This is a genomic window from Pseudomonas sp. HY2-MNA-CIBAN-0224, assembly GCF_040310285.1.
GTDB classification, from domain to species: Bacteria; Pseudomonadota; Gammaproteobacteria; order Pseudomonadales; family Pseudomonadaceae; genus Aquipseudomonas; species Aquipseudomonas helleri.
The window spans coordinates 19807-40896 of record NZ_JBEOPQ010000043.1 but is presented as its reverse complement, the minus strand read 5'-3'; the positions used below and the strand labels follow the sequence as shown (position 1 = coordinate 40896).

General features: G+C 58.4%; 18 protein-coding genes. 10 read left to right on the top strand and 8 right to left on the bottom strand.

Annotation, left to right across the window (positions count from 1 at the left end; translation table 11 throughout):
- The first annotated feature begins 32 nt into the window (after positions 1-32).
- Positions 33-1220 (top strand): osmoprotectant NAGGN system M42 family peptidase, encoded by a 1188-nt coding sequence (locus AAEZ03_RS18155; RefSeq protein WP_048387757.1) that lies wholly within the window; start codon positions 33-35, stop codon positions 1218-1220.
- 92 nt (positions 1221-1312) lie between these two features.
- On the opposite strand, the gene cysG is transcribed toward AAEZ03_RS18155, so the two are convergent.
- The 6 genes from cysG to AAEZ03_RS18125 are packed head-to-tail and all read right to left on the bottom strand — an operon-like array spanning position 1313 to position 8849.
- The gene (gene cysG / locus AAEZ03_RS18150; RefSeq protein ID WP_048368530.1) at positions 1313-2707 is read right to left on the bottom strand and encodes a siroheme synthase CysG; all 1395 of its coding nucleotides are present in this window, start codon (positions 2705-2707) and stop codon (positions 1313-1315) included.
- The gene (serS, locus tag AAEZ03_RS18145) at positions 2708-3988 is read right to left on the bottom strand and encodes a serine--tRNA ligase (RefSeq protein ID WP_123750419.1); all 1281 of its coding nucleotides are present in this window, start codon (positions 3986-3988) and stop codon (positions 2708-2710) included.
- A gap of 16 nt (positions 3989-4004) precedes the next feature.
- Complete coding sequence (crcB, locus tag AAEZ03_RS18140; protein WP_048368532.1) at positions 4005-4379, bottom strand: fluoride efflux transporter CrcB; 375 nt, start codon at positions 4377-4379, stop codon at positions 4005-4007.
- The gene (locus AAEZ03_RS18135; protein ID WP_048368533.1) at positions 4376-5701 is read right to left on the bottom strand and encodes a replication-associated recombination protein A; all 1326 of its coding nucleotides are present in this window, start codon (positions 5699-5701) and stop codon (positions 4376-4378) included. The genes crcB and AAEZ03_RS18135 overlap by 4 nt, the downstream gene beginning before the upstream one ends.
- A 27-nt stretch (positions 5702-5728) precedes the next feature.
- Positions 5729-6352, bottom strand: coding sequence for an outer membrane lipoprotein periplasmic chaperone LolA (lolA, locus tag AAEZ03_RS18130; RefSeq protein ID WP_350580440.1), 624 nt, complete (start codon positions 6350-6352; stop codon positions 5729-5731).
- Positions 6353-6404: 52 nt separating this feature from the next.
- Positions 6405-8849, bottom strand: a complete 2445-nt coding sequence (locus AAEZ03_RS18125) for a DNA translocase FtsK (protein WP_502947931.1) — start codon at positions 8847-8849, stop codon at positions 6405-6407.
- A 372-nt stretch (positions 8850-9221) separates the two neighbouring features.
- Here AAEZ03_RS18125 and aat point away from each other — a divergent pair, with 372 nt between their 5' ends.
- From aat to infA, 3 genes are all read left to right on the top strand, one after another.
- Positions 9222-9899, top strand: coding sequence for a leucyl/phenylalanyl-tRNA--protein transferase (aat, locus tag AAEZ03_RS18120; RefSeq protein WP_123750417.1), 678 nt, complete (start codon positions 9222-9224; stop codon positions 9897-9899).
- Between the two features lie 58 nt (positions 9900-9957).
- Positions 9958-10665 carry an arginyltransferase gene (locus tag AAEZ03_RS18115; protein WP_153327865.1) on the top strand — a complete coding sequence of 236 codons (708 nt, stop codon included), beginning with the start codon at positions 9958-9960 and terminating at the stop codon, positions 10663-10665.
- Between the two features lie 99 nt (positions 10666-10764).
- Complete coding sequence (gene infA / locus AAEZ03_RS18110) at positions 10765-10983, top strand: translation initiation factor IF-1 (protein WP_002553999.1); 219 nt, start codon at positions 10765-10767, stop codon at positions 10981-10983.
- A gap of 284 nt (positions 10984-11267) precedes the next feature.
- Here the strand turns inward: infA and clpA are convergent, their stop codons facing one another.
- Together clpA and clpS are read right to left on the bottom strand one after the other, a co-directional pair.
- Positions 11268-13538, bottom strand: coding sequence for an ATP-dependent Clp protease ATP-binding subunit ClpA (gene clpA / locus AAEZ03_RS18105; RefSeq protein WP_123750415.1), 2271 nt, complete (start codon positions 13536-13538; stop codon positions 11268-11270).
- Positions 13539-13567: 29 nt separating this feature from the next.
- Positions 13568-13930, bottom strand: coding sequence for an ATP-dependent Clp protease adapter ClpS (gene clpS / locus AAEZ03_RS18100; protein WP_048368539.1), 363 nt, complete (start codon positions 13928-13930; stop codon positions 13568-13570).
- A gap of 225 nt (positions 13931-14155) precedes the next feature.
- Here clpS and AAEZ03_RS18095 point away from each other — a divergent pair, with 225 nt between their 5' ends.
- The 6 genes from AAEZ03_RS18095 to purB all read left to right on the top strand — a co-directional run bounded on the left by AAEZ03_RS18095 (position 14156) and on the right by purB (position 21074).
- Positions 14156-14434 (top strand): cold shock domain-containing protein, encoded by a 279-nt coding sequence (locus tag AAEZ03_RS18095; RefSeq protein ID WP_123750414.1) that lies wholly within the window; start codon positions 14156-14158, stop codon positions 14432-14434.
- Between the two features lie 462 nt (positions 14435-14896).
- Positions 14897-17122: an NADP-dependent isocitrate dehydrogenase gene (locus tag AAEZ03_RS18090; RefSeq protein WP_123750413.1), complete on the top strand. Its 2226-nt coding sequence runs from the start codon at positions 14897-14899 to the stop codon at positions 17120-17122.
- A 193-nt stretch (positions 17123-17315) separates the two neighbouring features.
- A complete protein-coding gene (locus AAEZ03_RS18085; RefSeq protein ID WP_350580430.1) occupies positions 17316-17762 on the top strand; it encodes an NUDIX hydrolase in 447 nt (148 codons plus the stop codon).
- Positions 17763-17821: 59 nt separating this feature from the next.
- The gene (mnmA, locus tag AAEZ03_RS18080; protein ID WP_048368543.1) at positions 17822-18955 is read left to right on the top strand and encodes a tRNA 2-thiouridine(34) synthase MnmA; all 1134 of its coding nucleotides are present in this window, start codon (positions 17822-17824) and stop codon (positions 18953-18955) included.
- Positions 18952-19575, top strand: coding sequence for a high frequency lysogenization protein HflD (hflD, locus tag AAEZ03_RS18075; RefSeq protein WP_048368544.1), 624 nt, complete (start codon positions 18952-18954; stop codon positions 19573-19575). Before mnmA ends, hflD begins: the two co-directional genes overlap by 4 nt.
- 128 nt (positions 19576-19703) lie before the next feature.
- The gene (purB, locus tag AAEZ03_RS18070; RefSeq protein ID WP_048368545.1) at positions 19704-21074 is read left to right on the top strand and encodes an adenylosuccinate lyase; all 1371 of its coding nucleotides are present in this window, start codon (positions 19704-19706) and stop codon (positions 21072-21074) included.
- Positions 21075-21090: the final 16 nt, after the last annotated feature.

Below are 21090 nucleotides of genomic sequence, written 5' to 3'. Positions count from 1 at the left end.
TATGTACCGCCTCTCCCGCAAAAGGAGCTTTTATGAGTCATGCCCTACCAGAACCGGACCTTGAGTACCTGCAACGGGTTCTCCTTGAAATGCTCGCCATCCCCAGCCCGACCGGGTTTACCGACACCATCGTGCGTTACGTCGCTGAGCGGCTTGAAGAATTGGGCATCCCCTTTGAATTGACCCGCCGCGGCACCTTGCGCGCCACGATTAAAGGCCAGCAGAGCGGCCCGGACCGCGCCGTGTCAGCTCACCTGGACACCATTGGCGCCAGCGTTCGGGCCATCAAAGACAACGGCCGCCTGGTGCTGGCCCCGGTCGGCTGCTGGTCCAGCCGCTTTGCCGAAGGCAGCCGGGTTAGCCTGTTTACCGACAACGGCGTGATTCGCGGCAGCGTGTTGCCGTTAATGGCGTCCGGCCATGCGTTTAATACCGCCGTGGATGAATTGCCAGTGAGCTGGGACCACATTGAGTTGCGCCTGGACGCCTACTGCGTGACACGTGCCGACTGCGACTCATTGGGGGTCAATATTGGGGATTTTGTCGCCTTTGACCCGCTGCCCGAGTTCACCGAAAGCGGCCATATCAGCGCCCGACACCTGGACGACAAAGCCGGTGTTGCTGCCTTGCTGGCCGCACTCAAGGCCATCGTCGAGAGTGGTGAACAGCCGCTGATCGACTGCCACCCGCTGTTCACCATCACCGAAGAAACCGGCAGTGGCGCGGCGGCGGCCTTGCCGTGGGACGTGAGTGAGTTTGTCGGCATTGATATTGCGCCCGTCGCCGAGGGCCAGCATTCCAGTGAACATGCGGTCAGCGTGGCCATGCAGGATTCGGGCGGCCCGTATGACTACCATTTGTCGCGGCACCTGTTGGGGTTGGCCACCCACAACGACATACCGGTACGCCGCGATATGTTCCGTTACTACTTCAGTGATGCGCATTCAGCCGTCACGGCGGGGCATGACATTCGCTGTGCGTTGCTGGCCTTTGGTTGCGACGCGACCCACGGCTATGAGCGCACGCACATTGATAGCCTGGCGGGGTTGAGCCGTTTATTGAGTGCTTACCTACTGAGCCCGCCGGTCTTTGCCAGCGACGCCCAACCGGCGCAAGGCTCACTGGACCGTTTTAGTCACCAGTTGGAGCATGATGCCCAGATGGAAAGCGATACCCGCGTGCCGTCGGTCGACAGCCTGGTGGGGGAAAACAGGAGCTGAAAATAATTTGCAGGAGCTAACTTGCCTCGTGATCTTTTAAAGGATCAAAAGATCGCGAGACGAGCTCGCTCCTACAGTGTTTTGCACCGCAGTTAAACCTGCGACTGGGCGCCTTCGAACCACGCAAGTTTCTCACGCAGCAACACCACTTCGCCGACGATCACCAAGGTCGGGGCATGCACTTCGTGCTCTGCGACCAAGGTCGGCAGGTCTTTCAACGTGCCGGTAAACACTCGTTGGTTAGACGTGGTGCCTTGCTGGATCAATGCAGCCGGGGTGTCTGCAGAACGACCATGGGCAATCAGTTGCTCGCAGATAATCGGCAAGCCAATCAGGCCCATGTAGAACACCAAGGTTTGCGCCGGAGCGACCAGGTCGTTCCATGGCAAGTTGCTGGTGCCGTCTTTAAGGTGGCCCGTGACGAAACGCACGGATTGCGCGTAGTCACGATGGGTCAACGGAATACCGGCATAGGCCGCGCAACCGCTGGCGGCGGTAATGCCCGGCACCACCTGGAAGGGAATCCCGTGGGCTGCCAGCTCTTCGATTTCTTCGCCACCACGGCCAAAGATAAACGGATCACCGCCTTTGAGCCGCACCACGCGTTTGCCTTGCTTGGCCAAGTCCACCAGTTGCTGGTTGATCTGGTCTTGCGGCACCGCGTGATCAGCACGTCGCTTGCCTACGTAAATACGCTCGGCATCGCGGCGGCACAGTTCCAGAATCGCCGGCGCCACCAGACGGTCGTAGAGCACCACGTCCGCCTGCTGCATGAGGCGCAAGGCGCGGAAGGTCAGCAGATCCGGGTCACCCGGCCCGGCACCCACGAGGTAAACCTCACCCGTGGTCACCGTCGCTTCGCCATTGATCTTGGCCTCTAGCAGACGTTCTGCCTCAGCACCCTGCCCGGCCAGCTGACGGTCGGCAATCGGGCCCTGAAACACGTCTTCCCAGAAGCCGCGACGCTGTTGCACATCCGGGAACAGGTTTTTTACCTGACTGCGAAAACGCGCAGCCAAGCCCGCCAGTTGCCCGTACGTCGAGGGGATCCAGGTTTCAATCTTGGCCCGAATCAATCGCGCCAGCACCGGCGCATCGCCGCCACTGGAAATGGCAACGATCAACGGCGAGCGATCAACGATGGCAGGGAAAATCACGCTGCACAGCGCAGGCGCGTCGACCACGTTGACCGGTACACAACGTCGATGGGCATCAGCAGACACTTGAGCGTTGAGCGGCTCATCGTCGGTGGCGGCGATGACCAGCCCGCACCCGTCAAGGTCGGCTTCGACATAACCGCGCAATACCTGCTCACCGCCGCTACTGTTTACCAACTCGCACAACTGTGGCTCTATCGCGGGCGCAACGACCCGCAACACCGCACCGGCATCGGCCAGCAGGCGAGATTTGCGCAAGGCAATCTCGCCACCGCCGACCACCAGGACACGGCGGCCACGCAGGTTATGAAACAGCGGCAGAAACTCCATTTAGCCGATGACCTCAATACCGCCCATGTAAGGCTTGAGCACTTCTGGCACACGGATCGAGCCGTCGGCCTGCTGGTAGTTTTCCAGCACGGCCACCAGCGTACGACCGACCGCCAGACCGGAACCATTGAGCGTGTGAACCAGCTCAGGCTTGCCGGTTTCGGTGTTACGGAAACGCGCCTGCATACGACGGGCCTGGAAATCGCCGCAGTTGGAGCACGACGAGATCTCGCGGTACTTGTCCTGGCTCGGGATCCACACTTCCAGATCGTAGGTTTTGCTTGCGCTGAAGCCCATGTCGCCGGTGCACAGCGCCAAGGTGCGGTATGGCAGTTCGAGCAGTTGCAGGACTTTTTCGGCGTTGCCGACCAGGCCTTCCAGTGCGTCCATCGAGGTCGAAGGCTCGACGATCTGCACCATTTCAACCTTGTCGAATTGGTGCTGGCGAATCATGCCGCGCGTGTCGCGCCCCGAAGCACCGGCCTCACTGCGGAAACATGGCGTGTGCGCCACAAACTTGATCGGCAGCGATTTGTGATCGACGATCTCGCCCGCAACGATGTTGGTCAGCGACACTTCAGCGGTCGGGATCAAGTACAGATCGGCTTCGCCTTCACGGCTGATCTTGAACAGGTCTTCTTCGAACTTGGGCAACTGGCCAGTGCCCTGCAGCGCAGGCGCTTGAACCAGGTACGGCGTGTATGCCTCTTCGTAGCCGTGTTCGTTGATGTGCAGGTTGATCATGAACTGCGCCAGGGCGCGGTGCAGGCGAGCGATCGGCCCACGCAGCAAGGCAAAACGGGCGCCGGACAATTTGGCGGCAGTTTCAAAATCCAGCCAGCCGTGTTGCTCGCCCAGGGCGACGTGGTCCTTGATCTCGAAATCAAAGGCTTTTGGCGTGCCCCAGCGGCGAACTTCGACGTTGTCGTCTTCGTCCGCACCCACCGGCACCGATTCATCCGGCAGGTTCGGCAGGCTCAACAGAATCGAGTCCAGTTCGGTCTGGATGGCATCCAGCTCAACCTTGCCGCTGGCCAGATCGCTGCCCATGGTTTCAACACTGGCCATCAGTGGCGCGATGTCTTCGCCGCGCGCCTTGGCCTGGCCAATGCTCTTGGAGATGGCATTGCGCTCAGCCTGCAGACGCTCGGTCAGGGTTTGAACTTCTTTACGCTTGGCTTCCAGCGCGTCGATGCGCGCCACGTCCAGCTTAAAGCCACGGGATGCCAGGCGATCCGCTACGTCCTGCAGGTTCGTACGTAACAGTTTGGAATCGAGCATGTCGGTTTCTCGTTTATCAAAGTTTGGTCAGGGACAGGCCAGCCCAGGTTGCAAGCAGCCCGCCGAATACGCTGATGGCTGCATAGCCCAGTGCCAAAGGCACTTGCCCGCTTTCCAGCAGGCGCACCGTATCCAGTGAAAAGGATGAAAAAGTGGTCAAACCACCCAGGAAACCGACCATTAATCCGGCGCGGACTTCAATCGGTACTTCCGGGCGGATTAAAAAAAGTCCGTAAAGGATGCCAATCAGCAGGCAGCCCACGATATTAACGGCCAATGTCGCGGTATAGAAGTGCTTTGGCCAATTGGCGTTCACCCAATTGCCCGTGGCGAAACGCAACAATGTACCTGCAATACCGCCCACCGTTACCGCAGCGATCAAAGGAATCAAGGTTTTCTCCGCTGTAGAGGGCTGGCCCGATCAAGTGCAGCCAGGTGTTTAAGCTTCTCGCCAATCTTCAATTCGAGCCCGCGCGGGACGGGCTGATACAACGGTAACGGCTCCAGCTCATCCGGGAAGTAGTCTTCACCGGCAGCATAGGCATCAGGCTCATCGTGGGCGTAACGGTATTCGTCGCCATAACCCAATTGCTTCATGAGCTTGGTCGGCGCATTGCGCAAATGCAGCGGGACTTCGAGCGAACCGTATTCGGCGGCGCTGCGCAGCGCGGCCTTGAAGCCCATGTACACCGCATTGCTTTTCGGCGCACAGGCCAGGTAAGTGATGGCTTGGGCCACGGCCAGCTCGCCTTCGGGGCTGCCGAGTCGCTCTTGCACGTCCCAGGCTGACAGGCACAGGCTCAAGGCCCTCGGGTCAGCATTGCCGATATCTTCACTGGCCATGCGCACCACCCGGCGAGCGATGTACAGCGGGTCGCAACCGCCGTCGATCATGCGCGCAAACCAGTACAGCGCACCGTCCGGGTTGGAGCCACGTACCGATTTGTGCAAGGCCGAGATCTGGTCGTAAAACGCCTCCCCGCCTTTGTCGAAGCGACGCTGGGTATCGCCCAGCAAGTCATGCAACAGATCGACGCCGATTTCACTGTGGTCTTCGGCCAGGTCAGAGGCGTTCTCCAGCAGATTAAGCAAACGTCGACCATCGCCATCAGCGGCCCTGAGCAACGTCTGGAAACCCTCATCGCCCAAGGTCAAGCCGCGTTTGCCCAGGCCTTTGTCTTCGGTCAACGCCCGGTGTACCAGCTTGCGCAACGCCGCCTCGTCGAGGCTTTTGAGCACGTAGACCCGCGCCCGTGACAACAGCGCGTTGTTGAGTTCAAAGGAGGGGTTTTCGGTGGTCGCACCGATAAAAATCAGGGTGCCGTCTTCAACGTACGGCAAGAATGCATCTTGCTGCGACTTGTTGAAGCGGTGCACTTCGTCGACAAACAGGATGGTCCGCCGCCCGTACTGGCCGGCTTGCTGCTTGGCGATTTCCACCGCCTGGCGGATCTCTTTGACCCCGGCCAGGACGGCCGAGACCGTTTCAAAATGAGCATCCGACACTTCAGCCAGCAGCCGCGCCAGTGTTGTTTTACCCACACCGGGCGGCCCCCAGAAGATCATCGAGTGCAGCGCGCCCTGCTCCAGCGCTTCACGCAGGGGCTTGCCCCGGGCGAGCAGGTGTTGTTGACCGACATACTCATCCAGATTGGTCGCCCGTAGACGGGCGGCCAAGGGCTGGGCAATCGGTGCACTTCGAAACAGATCCATAGCAGCGTTTGAAACCTCGTCCAGGGCTTATTCCTGGATGACATCAGCCCCTTTCGGGATATCGAACTTGAATTTGGACGCCGGGATCGGCTCGTTGGCCTTGACCCCGGTGAACAGCAGGTCAGTGCGCTGACCCACGCTATCAACCAGACGCATGTTATTGATCAGGCCATTGCGAAACGACAGGTTCAGCGAGTCAAACAGGGTGTCTTTGGTTTTTGGCTTGAGCGTGAAGTCGATCACTTCACCCGACTGTTTGGAGGTGATATCAAAACTTTCGCTGATTTTTGAGACATCACCCGAGAGCAGCAAGGCCGGGGTCTGGGTCAGGCGCTGATCAAGCTTCTTGATGGTGACTTGCTCCAGGTCCGGGTCCCACAAGGTGACTTTCTGGCCATCGGAAACCATGGTCTGCTCATTCGGCGCATCAGTGTGCCAGTAGAACAGCCCCGGACGCTGCAAGGCCATTTGCCCTTTAGTGTCCTGGAGCTGTGTCCCGCCACCATCCAGGGTCAACTGAGAAAAATTGGCCGTCAACGTTTTCGACCGTTCCAGAAGGTTGGTCAGACTCTGTACATCCGCCGGAGCGGCACTGGCGGAAAAGGCTGTGAAGGCCAAAACCGGTAGCAACAACATGCTGACAAAACGCATGGAAATCCTCATTGATTAGTTAAACCCTGCTTGCAGATTACCTGCGAGCAGATCAGTCGCGCATTGGAGCCGGCGCTATCACTTCGCGCGAGCCGTTGGTATTCATTGCGGTCACGACCCCGGCCATTTCCATGGACTCGATCATGCGTGCCGCGCGGTTGTAACCGATCTTCAGTTTGCGTTGAACCGCAGAGATCGAAGCGCGACGGCTTTCGAGCACGAACTGCACAGCCTCGTCGTACAGCGCGTCGGTTTCAGCGTCATCGCCGCCATCACTGCTGCCGCCATCAAAGCCGCTGCCCGGCTCTTCGACGCCCGCCAGGATGTCATCGTTGTAGTCCGGTGTACCACGCTGTTTCCAGGCTTCAACCACACGGTGCACTTCATCGTCAGACACGAACGCGCCGTGCACACGAATCGGCAGGCTGGTGCCTGGCGGCATGTAGAGCATGTCACCGTGGCCCAGCAGTTGTTCGGCGCCGCCTTGGTCGATGATAGTCCGCGAGTCAATTTTGCTCGATACCTGGAACGCCATACGGGTCGGGATGTTGGCCTTGATCAGACCGGTGATCACGTCCACCGATGGGCGCTGGGTCGCGAGGATCAAGTGAATCCCGGCAGCACGCGCTTTCTGGGCAATACGGGCAATCAGTTCTTCGACCTTTTTGCCGACGATCATCATCATGTCGGCAAATTCATCGACCACCACGACGATGGTCGGCAGTTTGGTCAGCAGCGGCGCTTCGTCATGGATGCTTTCACGCTTGTACAGCGGGTCGCTGATCGGCTCACCTGCCGCTTCGGCATCTTTGATCTTCTGGTTGAAACCGGCCAGGTTACGCACGCCCATCTTGGCCATCAGCTTGTAGCGGCGCTCCATCTCGGCAACGCTCCAGCGCAGAGCGTTGGCCGCGTCTTTCATGTCGGTCACAACCGGGCAGAGCAAATGCGGAATGCCTTCGTAGATCGACAGCTCAAGCATTTTCGGGTCGATCATGATCAGCTTGGCGTCTTCCGGGCCCGACTTGAACAGGATCGACAGGATCATCGCGTTCACGCCCACCGACTTACCGGAACCGGTGGTACCGGCCACCAACAGGTGCGGCATTTTTGCCAGGTCGGTGATCACCGCCTTGCCGCCGATGTCATGGCCCAAGGCCAAGGTAACCGGCGATTTGGCATCGTCGAACTCAGGGGTCGACAGCACTTCGGAGAAGCGCACGATCTGGCGATCTTCGTTGGGGATTTCGATGCCCACCGTGGTTTTACCCGGAATCACCTCAACCACCCGCACGCTGGTCACGGCCAGCGAACGTGCCAGGTCTTTGGCCAGGTTGGCGATACGGCTGACCTTGACCCCGGCCGCTGGCTGGATTTCATAACGGGTGATGACCGGACCCGGATGAATCGAGTCCACCGCCACCTCGACGCCGAACTCCTTGAGCTTGATCTCAAGCAAATGGCCAACGGCTGCGAGGGATTCAGGGGAATAGTTGAGCTGCTTCTTCTCGGCCGGGTCCAGAATCGAGATCGGAGGCAAAGTGCCTTCAACCGCGCTGTCGACAAACAGCGGCACTTGTTTCTCTTTTTGCACACGCTTGCTCGGCTCCGGCGCTTTGGCCGGTGCCGGGGCGATCACTGCCGGCACGTGTTTTTCACGCTCGGTCATGTGTTTGGTCAGCGCCTGTTCACGTTCGATCAGGCGTTCTTTGGCCTTGGCCTGCTCACGCTTGTCGGGAACGCTTGGGGCGACCACTTCGTTAACCCGGGTGTCGACTTCACGCAGTTGCGCAACCAGTTGCTTGCGCTCGTTACGGTCAGACCACCAGCGATTCGCGGCGCCCTGGATCAACTCGAACAGATCAAGGGTGATTTTGCCGGTCACGTCCATGACCTTAAACCACGACAAATCGGTAAAAACAGTCAAACCGAACAGGAACAAGGCAATCAGCAGCAAGGTACTGCCTTGAATGTTCAGCGCGTTCTTCGCCAGATCCCCCAGGCTTTCGCCCAGCGCACCACCAGCACCGGCGGGCAAGCCGCTGGCAGAATGGAAGTGAATGTGCGCCAGCGCGGCACCTGAAAGCACCAGAAAAATCAAGCCGACCAGCCGCCACGAAAACAGCAGGCCGCTCCACTGCCACGGCTGATGCCGCTCGCGGAAAATCTGATACGCCTTGATCGCCAGCAGCAGCGGGAAGATGTAGGCAAAATAGCCGAGCACCATGAACAGGATGTCCGCACTGTAGGCGCCCGCAGGCCCGCCAAAGTTCTGCACATCCACTACGCGGCTGTTGTGGCTCCAGCCGGGGTCGTCCTTACCGTAGGTCAGCAAGGCCATCATCATGAACAGGCATAGAGCGCCAATAGCGAGCAGTGCACCTTCCTTGAGCCGGTAGTGCAATTGCTGACGCCAGAGTGGAACTGTTTTAGGTGCTGCTGTGGATTTCTTCAAAACGCGTCTTTTCCTGCGCCTGTGGCGCGCCCAACAATTGATTGACTGCAAAATACTGCTCAATTCGAGCAGGTGACAAGTTCAGACATGAAACTGGACTAGCCTTGCACACAGCCTTGTAATATGACTCGTCACCCCAAGACCAGCCCGCCAGGGAGTGAGGCGAATGTTGTGCAGTTTAGAACAGCTCAAACAGGCGGGCCATTGTACGGGTTTAAGCCGTGGATGCCACGCTGACGCCAGCGCCGGGCGCGATCATCATGTGCCCGCCCGAGAGCCGCCAATTTGAGCATGCATTGCCTTGTGTGACAAAGACTTATAGCACTGCCGCGACAGCCACGGACCCGCTCGACTCAGACCGCGGCAACGCGACAGAGTTGCAGCCCCCTCCCCTCTTCTGTAAGACCGATTGCCATGCTGACCTGGTTAAAACGCGACACCCTGACATTCCCGCCACTGACAACGGCCATGCGCGAACCCAATGGCTTGCTCGCCGCCGGCGGCGATCTGTCCCCTGACCGGCTGATCCAGGCCTATCGCCATGGCTGCTTCCCGTGGTTTTCCGAAGGCCAGCCGATACTCTGGTGGTCGCCAGACCCGCGCACGGTGCTGTTCCCGCATGAGCTGCATGTCTCGCGCAGCCTGGCAAAACTATTGCGCCAGCAACGTTACCACGTGACGTTCGACCGCGACTTCGAAGGGGTTATAAGGGCCTGCGCCGAACCGCGAAGCTATGCCGACGGCACGTGGATTACCGAAAAAATGCAAGATGCCTACATCGAGCTTCACGCACGCGGCCACGCGCATTCGGTAGAAGTCTGGGACAACGGCGAGCTGGTTGGCGGTTTGTACGGCCTGGCGATGGGCCAATTGTTTTTTGGCGAGTCCATGTTCAGTCGCGCAGACAACGCCTCAAAAGTGGGCTTTGCGACGCTGGTCAGTCACTTGAAGGCCTGGGGCTTTGTGCTGATCGACTGTCAAATGCCGACCAATCACCTCGAAAGCCTGGGCGCACGTTCAATTCCACGGCAACAATTCGCCGATTACCTACACAAACATCTCGATCTACCTACAAACGCAGAGTGGGTTTGATAGGCGAGTTTTGCTGGCTGGCTTACACTTAATTCAAAGATTTCCCTGAGGGCCCATCATGACCGAGCTGGCGCGCTTGAAGTTTTATGCCACTCAACCTCACGTTTGCAGCTACCTGCCCGATGAACAGGCGACCACGCTGTTCCTCGACCCCAGCCAGCCGATGGATGTGCAGGTCTATGCCGACTTGTCCGAAATGGGCTTTCGTCGCAGTGGCGACCACCTTTATCGCCCCCATTGCGTGAAATGCGATGCGTGTACGCCTGCGCGCATTCCGGTACAGACGTTTATCCCCAACCGCCAGCAAAAGCGTATTTTCAAACGCAATGCCGACCTCCAGGTCAAGGCAGCCAAACCCGGCTTTAGCGATGAGTACTTCGCCCTCTACAAGCGCTACATCGAACAACGGCACGCGGACGGCGACATGTACCCGCCAAGCCGTGAGCAATTTTCTACGTTTTTGGTGCGCGACTTGCCGTTCTCGACGTTCTACGAGTTCCGCCTCGACGGACGGTTACTGGCCGTGGCGGTCACTGACGTGCTGCCCAATGGTTTGTCGGCGGTGTATACGTTCTACGAGCCTGACGAAGAGCGCCGCAGCCTGGGCCGCTACGGAATTCTCTGGCAAATTGCCGAAACCCGCCGCCTGGGCCTGAATGCGCTGTACCTCGGGTACTGGATCAAGAACTGCAAAAAGATGAATTACAAGACTGAATATCGGCCCATTGAGCTGCTGATTAATCAGAGATGGAGCACTCTTTACTGAACCCCTTGGCTTAAACCCTACTTTTCGGGCACAATGCACGCCGCTTTTGCCTGGCGCAGTTGCACCGGGCCATTCACTGGACACCGAGGGCTTTACTGCATGTCGAAAGAAGACAGCTTCGAAATGGAAGGCACTGTCGTCGACACCCTGCCCAACACCATGTTTCGTGTGGAGTTGGAAAATGGGCACGTCGTAACCGCGCATATTTCCGGCAAGATGCGCAAGAACTACATTCGTATTCTTACCGGTGACAAAGTGCGCGTCGAACTGACGCCCTATGACTTGAGCAAAGGGCGCATCACTTACCGCGCTCGTTAATCAAGTCAATACAAGACGCCCGGCTCTGCCGGGCGTTTTTGTTTGTCTGCGATATGGCGAGCGCCAGCCCTGACTGTAGGAGCGAGCTTGCCTCGCGATCTCTTGATCTAAGCCACCTCGCCCTAGCCCTCTCCCGCAGGAGAGGGAACCGATTGGGGGATGCTGAAGATACTCGCCGGCCTGCTTGCTACGCGACAGCGCGGCGTCGAAGACGAGGCGGCAGCCCTACAGTGCTTACCTATAAAAAAAGCGCCTTTCGGCGCTTTTTTTATTTCACGGTCACATCAAGCCATCTCAACGTCTGTTTCGAACTCGAAGATCAGCTCGCCATCTTTGAGGTCGATGTTAACCACGCCGCCATGATCGGCCAGCTCACCAAAGAGAATCTCTTCAGCCAGTGGACGCTTGATTTTGTCCTGAATCAGGCGCGCCATCGGGCGGGCGCCCATGGTCACGTCGTAGCCGCCAGCCGCCAGCCAGCCACGCGCGGCATCGGTCACCACCAGCTGCACGTGCTTGTCTTCCAACTGCACTTGCAACTCGGTGAGGAACTTGTCCACCACGTGCTTGATCACTTCATGACTGAGGCGACCAAATTGAATGATGGTGTCCAGGCGGTTACGGAACTCAGGAGTGAAGCTCTTCTTGATCACTTCCATTGCATCGGTGGCGTGATCCTGCAAGGTAAAGCCGATCGATGCCCGCGAAGCCGTCTCTGCACCCGCGTTGGTGGTCATGATGATGATCACGTTACGGAAGTCAGCCTTGCGCCCGTTGTTGTCGGTCAGCGTGCCGTGGTCCATGACCTGCAGCAGCAAGTTGAAGACCTCAGGGTGCGCCTTCTCGATTTCATCCAGCAGCAGAACGCAGTGCGGTTGCTTGGTGATGGCTTCGGTGAGCAGGCCGCCCTGATCAAACCCGACATAGCCTGGAGGCGCACCGATCAGACGCGATACGGTGTGGCGCTCCATGTACTCGGACATATCAAAGCGAATCAGCTCGACACCCAACGCCTTGGACAACTGGCGCGCAGCTTCGGTTTTACCCACACCGGTCGGACCTGCGAACAGGAACGAACCGACAGGCTTGTCTGGCGACTTGAGGCCGGCACGCGACAGCTTGATGGCCGTCGACAAGGAGTCAATCGCCGCATCCTGGCCAAACACCGTCAACTTAAGGTCGCGCTCAAGGTTACGCAGCAGCTCTTTATCGGAGCTGGAGACGCTCTTAGGCGGAATACGGGCGATTTTCGCCACGATGTCTTCGACCTGCTGCACATCGATACGCAGAGCGCGCTTTTCAACCGGCTGCAGGCGCTGATACGCCCCCGCCTCGTCGATCACGTCAATGGCTTTGTCCGGCATGTGCCGGTCGTTGATGTAGCGAGATGCCAGCTCGGCCGCCGCACGCAGGGCTTCATCACTGTATTCGATCCCGTGATGCTGCTCGAAACGCCCTTTAAGGCCGCGCAGAATACCGATGGTGTCTTCAACCGAAGGTTCGGACACGTCGACTTTCTGGAAGCGTCGCGCCAGGGCACGGTCTTTTTCAAAGATCCCGCGAAATTCCTGGAACGTGGTCGAACCAATGCAACGGATCTCACCCGAGGACAGCAGGGGCTTGAGCAGGTTGGAAGCGTCCATGACGCCACCGGACGCCGCGCCCGCACCAATAATGGTGTGGATCTCGTCGATGAACAAAATGGCCTGCGGACGTTTTTTCAGCTCGCCGAGCAACGCCTTGAAGCGCTTCTCGAAATCGCCGCGGTACTTGGTGCCGGCCAGCAAGGCACCCAGGTCCAGCGAATAAACGATGCTATTGGCCAGCAGGTCCGGCACCTGGTTATCAACGATGCGCTTGGCCAGACCTTCAGCAATCGCGGTTTTACCCACGCCCGCCTCGCCCACCAGCAGCGGGTTATTTTTACGGCGACGCGCCAGAATCTGCGCAACGCGCTCAACTTCGTTTTCACGCCCCACCAGCGGATCAATCCGGCCCTGGCGGGCCAGCTCGTTCAGGTTGCTGGCGTAAGCATCCAGAGGATTGCTTGAAGACGACGACTCACCGCCCTCTTCATCCTGCATTTCGTTCTCGTTTTCAGCGTGATCGCCATGGCCCGGCACTTTGGAAATACCATGCGCGATAAAGTTGACCACATCGATGCGGGCAACGCTCTGCTGCTTGAGAAAGAACACCGCCTGGCTTTCTTGCTCACTGAAAATCGCCACCAGCACATTCGCGCCGGTGACTTCACGTTTGCCGGAGCTTTGTACGTGGAACACAGCGCGCTGCAAGACGCGTTGAAAACCCAGGGTTGGCTGAGTTTCACGGTCTTCGTCGTGGACAGGGATCAGGGGGGTGGTGGAATCAATAAACTCTTGCAGGTCATGCTTGAGTTTGTCGAGGTTTGCGCCACAGGCGCGTAGAACGGTTGCGGCCGCCTCATTATCCAGAAGCGCTAGAAGGAGGTGCTCGACCGTCATGAACTCATGACGCTTTGAGCGTGCTTCCTTGAAGGCCAGATTGAGGGTGACTTCGAGCTCGCGATTTAACATGGCTTCACCTCATACCCAAGTGGTCGGCGTTAACCGTCCTTCTCGATTTCACAGAGTAGCGGATGCTGGCTTTCGCGTGCGTACTGGTTTACCTGCGCCGCCTTGGTCTCGGCGATGTCGCGGGTAAAGATGCCGCACACTGCCCGTCCTTCTGTATGAACGGCCAGCATGACCTTGGTCGCCAATTCGCGATTCAAGTTAAAAAACACCTCAAGCACTTCGACAACGAAATCCATGGGTGTGTAGTCATCGTTGAACAAAACCACCTTGTACATCGGCGGCGCCTGAAGCGCAGGCTTAGCCTCTTGCACAGCCAAGCCAGCGGAATCTTCGTCATCATAATCGGGCTGATCATGATTGGATGTTAGTCGAATCTGGCTGATTGCATGCATGGAAAGAAAGGTTCGTCTTTGATCGATTACAGTGATGGAGGCAGACGTAGCAAATTTCAACTGCGCCGCCGCGTGACCTTGACTATCGGTAAAACGGTGTTACAACCAATAGAACCCACAGTGGGTAATAAAGGTCCGTGCAGTCAACCATATTTCGTGGTTTCTGCGCGAGTGAACTGGATGATACTCCAGTGATGGAGTTGTTTGCAGCAGAGGGAGATGAGTATGCAAGGCAAGGTCAAGTGGTTTAACAACGCCAAAGGCTTCGGCTTTATCAATACGGAAGCCAAGGAAGGCATCGACGAGCATGGACATCCAATCGACTTCTTCGCCCATTTTTCCGCCATTCAGATGGACGGCTACAAAACGCTGAAAGCAGGCCAGCCTGTCAGCTTTGAAATCATTCAAGGGCCCAAAGGCCTGCACGCTGTGGCAATCACCGACGCCAAGGTGCTGACGCCACCACCCGTGACTGCATCAGGGGCCACCCGCCTGTCGGTCTGAGCCCGCGAGCACAGCCCGTCATGAAGAACGGCCGATTCTCACACACGAATCGGCCGTTTTTTTATTGCACTTACCGCCATGCACGTGCGCATCCCACCTTCAAAACCCCAGAAAAACCCCGTAACCACGGGCGCATCAGGCCAAAACCAAGGGCATTTTGCCGCAGGTTCTTAGACCAATTGATGATTTGTGTTAGGCCACCCCCCTCGCAGCAACCTTAGTGACCTATGTATACTGCGCCGGTGACCACGGAGTCACTCAGCAACACCTACTGGAATGAGTCTTTCAGGCCTAGAAAGGCTGAGCCGTTACCCCGGCTCGACCGCTTGACGCTCTACTGATGCATTCACATCACAGCGAAGAACCTCGACTTTCGGCTCATTGTTCACTGTGTACGAAAGCGCCTACCCTGCGCATCTCGAGTATCTGAGCACGCTCAGCAAAGAAGAGAGTTAATCCGAAATGCCCAACCGTTCGAAGATCATCTACACCTTCACCGACGAAGCTCCGGCGCTCGCCACCTATTCACTGCTGCCTATCATCGAGGCTTTCACCGCCAGCGCTGATATTGACGTTGAGACGCGCGACATCTCTTTGGCAGGCCGCATCCTCGCCAGCTTCCCCGAGCAATTGGGTGACAAGGCCGTAGCAGACCACCTCGCCGAACTGGGCGCCCTGGCTGTTACCCCTGAAGCCAACATCATCAAGCTGCCTAACATCAGCGCCTCGGTTCCTCAGCTGCAAGCTGCCATCAAGGAACTGCAAGCACAGGGCTTCAACATCCCTGACTACCCGGACACCGCGACGACTGACGCCGAGAAAGACATCAAGGCGCGTTACAGCAAAGTCATGGGCAGCGCCGTAAACCCGGTACTGCGCGAAGGCAACTCAGACCGCCGCGCCCCGCTGTCGGTTAAAAACTACGCTCGCAAGCACCCGCACAAAATGGGCGCCTGGGCTGCAGACTCCAAGTCTCACGTGGCTCACATGAGCGAAGGCGACTTCTACGGCAGCGAAAAAGCGGCCCTGATCGAAGCCCCGGACAGCGTTAAAATCGAACTGATCGCTCAAGACGGCACCACCACCGTCCTGAAGGAAAAAACCGCCGTACAAGCCGGCGAGATCATCGATTGCTCCGTCATGAGCAAAAATGCCCTGCGCAAGTTCGTAGCGGCCGAAATCGAAGACGCCAAAAAACAAGGCGTGCTGTTCTCGGTTCACTTGAAAGCCACCATGATGAAGGTTTCCGACCCGATCATGTTTGGTCAGATCGTGGCTGAGTTCTACAAGGACGCGCTGGCCAAACACGCTGACGTCCTGAAAGAAATCGGTTTCAACCTGAACAACGGTATTGGCGACCTGTACGCCCGTATCAAGGCACTGCCAGCCGAGAAGCAAGCTGAAATCGAAGCTGACATCCAGGCTGTCTACGCCAACCGCCCTGCTCTGGCGATGGTCAACTCTGACAAAGGCATCACCAACCTGCACGTACCAAGCGACGTGATTGTTGACGCCTCGATGCCAGCGATGATTCGTGATTCCGGCAAGATGTGGAACACCGAAGGCCAACTGCAAGACACCAAGGCCATCATCCCGGATCGCTGCTACGCAACCATCTACCAGGCCACGATCGAAGACTGCAAAAAGCACGGCGCTTTCGATCCAACCACCATGGGCAGCGTGCCAAACGTTGGCCTGATGGCGCAAAAAGCCGAAGAGTACGGCTCGCACGACAAAACCTTCCAGATCAAAACCCCTGGCGTTGTTCGGGTAACCGACAGCAACGGCAACGTGCTGATGGAACAAAAGGTTGAGGAAGGCGACATCTGGCGTATGTGCCAGGCCAAAGACGCGCCGATCCGCGACTGGGTCAAACTGGCCGTTAACCGCTCCCGCGCCAGCAACACCCCGGCTGTATTCTGGCTGGACCCTAAGCGTGCCCACGACGCACAGATGATCAAGAAGGTTGAAACCTACCTGAAAGATCACGACACCAGCGGTCTGGACATTCGCATCATGTCGCCTGTAGACGCCATGAAGTTCACCCTGGAACGCACCCGTGCCGGCCTGGACACCATCTCGGTAACCGGTAACGTACTGCGCGACTACCTGACTGACCTGTTCCCGATCATGGAACTGGGCACCAGCGCCAAAATGCTCTCGATCGTCCCGCTGATGAATGGCGGCGGCCTGTTCGAAACGGGCGCAGGCGGTTCGGCACCCAAGCACGTGCAACAACTGCTGGAAGAAAACTTCCTGCGCTGGGACTCGCTGGGTGAGTTCCTGGCACTGGCTGCTTCCCTGGAGCACCTGGGCACCACCTACAACAACGCAAAAGCGTTGGTGTTGGCCAAAACCCTGGACCAGGCCACTGGCCAGTTCCTCGACAACAACAAATCGCCATCGCGCAAAGTCGGCAACATCGACAACCGCGGCAGCCACTTCTACCTGGCACTGTACTGGGCTCAAGCCTTGGCGGCGCAGACTGAAGACAAAGAGCTGCAAGCCCTGTTTGCCCCAGTGGCAAAAGCCATGACCGAGAATGAGGCAAAAATCGTTGCCGAACTCAACGCCGTGCAGGGCAAGCCTGTGGACATCGGTGGTTACTACCACGCCGACGCCGACAAGGTGAGCACCGTAATGCGCCCTAGCGCCACGCTGAACGCGATCATCGCTTCTCTGGTGTAAGAGCAACAGGCAACAGCACAGACCCCGGCCCACGACGCCGGGGTTTGTGTTTTTACGGGCCATACAAACCCTGTAGGAGCGGGCTTGCTCGCGATAGCATCAGCGCGTAAAAAGCACAGACTGAAGCGCCTGCATCGCGAGCAAGCCCGCTCCCACAGGGGATTTGCATCCACCAATAAACCGAGACCTTCACATGGAATGGAAACCCCACATCACCGTCGCCACGGTCGTTGAAGACAATGGCCGTTTTTTGATGGTTGAGGAATACAGCGGCGAGCGCGCCGTGCTTAACCAGCCCTCCGGGCACCTGGACCCGAACGAAACCCTGATTGAAGCAGCGATCCGCGAAACCCTCGAAGAAACCGGCTACGACGTCGAACTGACCGGGGTCATCGGTATTTACCTCTACACCGCCCCGAGCAACGGCGTGACGTATCAGCGCGTATGCTTTGCCGGCAAAGCCGTCAAACATCACCCCGAATACACCCTGGACACCGGCATCATCGGCCCGCAATGGCTGACCCGCGACGAGCTGATAGCGCAACGCCAGCGCTGGCGCAGCGAGCTGAGCTTGCAGTGCATCGACGATTATCTGAGCGGCCAATTGTTCGACCTCACGTTAATCCGCCCTTCGGTTTAGCCTTGAGCGCTCGGGCCTGATAGAATCGCGTCCTTTTTCAAGGCACTCATTGAAACCCTATGCGTGATCCAGCCTTAGTCGCCCCCGAACAACAGCGCGTCATCGTCGGCATGTCCGGCGGTGTAGACTCTTCCGTTTCCGCCGTTCTGCTCATGGAGCAGGGCTATCAGGTGGAAGGCCTGTTCATGAAGAACTGGGAGGAAGACGACGGAACGGATTACTGCACCGCCATGGATGACCTGGCTGACGCCCAGGCCGTGTGCGACAAAATTGGCATCAAGCTGCACACTGCCAACTTTGCCGCCGAATACTGGGACAACGTCTTTGAGCACTTCCTGGCCGAATACAAGGCCGGGCGCACGCCCAACCCGGACATCCTGTGCAACCGCGAAATCAAGTTCAAGGCATTCCTCGACTACGCCCTGATGCTCGGCGCAGATCTGATCGCTACCGGCCACTACGTGCGCCGTCGTGACATTGACGGCCGCACAGAGCTGCTCAAGGGCCTCGACCCGAACAAGGACCAGAGCTACTTCCTGCATGCCGTGGGTGGCGAGCAGATTGCCAAGACCTTGTTCCCGGTAGGCGAACTGGAAAAACCGGAAGTGCGCCGCATCGCCGAAAAACACGGCCTGGCCACCGCCAAAAAGAAAGACTCCACCGGTATCTGCTTTATTGGCGAGCGCCGCTTCAGCGACTTCCTCAAGCAGTACCTGCCCGCGCAGCCGGGTGAAATCAAAACCACCGAAGGTGAAGTGATCGGCCGCCACCACGGCCTGATGTACCACACCATCGGCCAACGCCAGGGCCTGGGCATCGGCGGCCTCAAAGACGCCAGTGACGAGCCGTGGTACGTGCTGATCAAAGACCTTGAGCATAACGAACTGATCGTTGGCCAGGGCAATGATCACCCGTGGCTGTTCTCCCGCGCCCTGCTCGCCTCCGAGATCTATTGGGTCAACCCGATCGACCTGAGCAGCCCGCTGCGTCTGACCGCCAAGGTCCGCTATCGCCAGAGCGACCAGCCGTGCACCCTTGAAAAAACCGCTACCGGCTATCGCGCCACCTTCGACGACCCGCAGCGCGCGGTCACCCCCGGCCAGTCCGTGGTGTTTTACGACGGTGAAGTGTGCCTGGGCGGCGGCGTGATTGAAGTGGCCGAGCCGTGGACCAGCAAGGGCCACCGCGCATGAACCCGATTCAGGAGCAACTGGTAGCCCTGGGCGGTGTGTTTTTTGCCGCGGTGCTGGTCGACAAGATCGCCAAGACCGGCCAGATCAGCGAAGCCGACCTGGCCTGCATGCTGGGCAGCCTGCTGGTACGCGACCCCAAGGACACCCTTGAGGTCTATGGCGGGGACGACAGCAACCTGCGCGAAGGCTATCGTGCACTGATTGGCGCCCTTGAGCGCGACCCGAACACCCTGCAGCGCGAACCGCTGCGCTACGCCCTGTCGATGCTCGGGCTTGAGCGTCAACTGGCCAAGCGCGATGACATGCTTGAGCTGATTGGCAAGCGCCTGCCGCAAATCCAGTCCCAGGTTGAGCACTTCGGCCCCGCCCACGAAAACGTGGTGGCGGCCTGCGGCGGGCTGTATCAGGACACCCTGAGCACCCTGCGCCAACGCATTCAGGTACACGGCGACATGCGCAACCTGCAACAACCGAACAATGCGGCAAAAATTCGCGCGCTATTGCTGGCCGGTATTCGTTCCGCGCGGCTGTGGCGCCAATTGGGCGGTCATCGCTGGCAGCTGGTTTTCAGCCGCCGCAAGCTGCTCAAAGAGCTTTATCCGATGCTGCGTGGCAACTGAAACACGCCAGTACCAACACGTTGCAACCTCGTTACGCGTAAGACGCCGGTCAGTTGGCAGCGGACCGGCTGTTTTTTTCATGTATGATACGCGCCCCATTTCGTTGCCCGACTGTCCGAGAACACCCCATGCAGCTCTCTTCGCTCACTGCGGTTTCCCCTGTTGACGGCCGCTACGCCGGCAAAACCCAGGCCCTGCGCCCAATTTTCAGCGAGTACGGCCTGATCCGTGCCCGCGTTCTGGTTGAAGTTCGCTGGCTCCAGCGCCTGGCCGCTCACGCTGCCATCCCTGAAGTTCCGGCCTTCTCCGCCGAAGCCAACGCCGTTCTGAACGAACTGGCCGAAAACTTCTCTCTGGAGCACGCCGAGCGCGTCAAAGAGATCGAGCGCACCACCAACCACGACGTTAAAGCCATTGAGTACCTGCTCAAGGAACAGGCCGCCAAGCTGCCTGAGCTGGCCAACGTCAGTGAATTCATCCACTTTGCCTGCACCAGCGAGGACATCAACAACCTGTCCCACGCCCTGATGCTGCGCGAAGGCCGTGATGACGTGATGCTGCCGCTGATGCGCCAGACCGCTCAAGCCATCCGCGAACTGGCCATCCGTTTCGCTGACGTGCCCATGCTGTCGCGCACCCACGGCCAACCGGCTTCGCCTACCACTCTGGGCAAAGAGCTGGCCAACGTGGTGTACCGTCTGGAGCGTCAAATCGCTCAAGTCGCTGCAGTACCGCTGCTGGGCAAAATCAACGGCGCTGTCGGCAACTACAACGCCCACCTGTCGGCCTACCCGCAGATCGACTGGGAAGCCAACGCCCGCGCCTTCATCGAAGACGAGTTGGGCCTGGGCTTCAACCCGTACACCACGCAAATCGAACCGCACGACTACATTGCCGAGCTGTTTGACGCCATTGCGCGCTTCAACACCATCCTGATCGACTTCGACCGCGATATCTGGGGCTACATCTCCCTTGGCTACTTCAAGCAGCGCACCATCGCAGGCGAAATCGGTTCGTCGACCATGCCGCACAAGGTCAACCCGATCGACTTCGAAAACTCCGAAGGCAACCTGGGTATCGCTAACGCCTTGTTCCAGCATCTGGCCAGCAAATTGCCAATCTCCCGCTGGCAGCGCGACCTGACCGACTCCACCGTACTGCGCAACCTCGGTGTCGGCTTCGCCCACAGCGTGATCGCGTACGAAGCCAGCCTCAAAGGCATCAGCAAGCTTGAGCTGAACGCTCAAAAAATCGCTGCTGACCTGGACGCGTGCTGGGAAGTATTGGCCGAGCCAATCCAGACTGTGATGCGTCGCTACAACATTGAAAACCCGTACGAGAAGCTCAAAGAGCTGACACGCGGCAAGGGCATCAGCCCTGAAGCACTGCAAACGTTCATCGACGGCCTTGAAATGCCGGAAGCGGCCAAGGCCGAGCTGAAGCTGCTGACGCCTGCCAACTACATTGGCAACGCGGTCGAGCAAGCCAAGCGTATCTGATCGCTGCAACGACCTA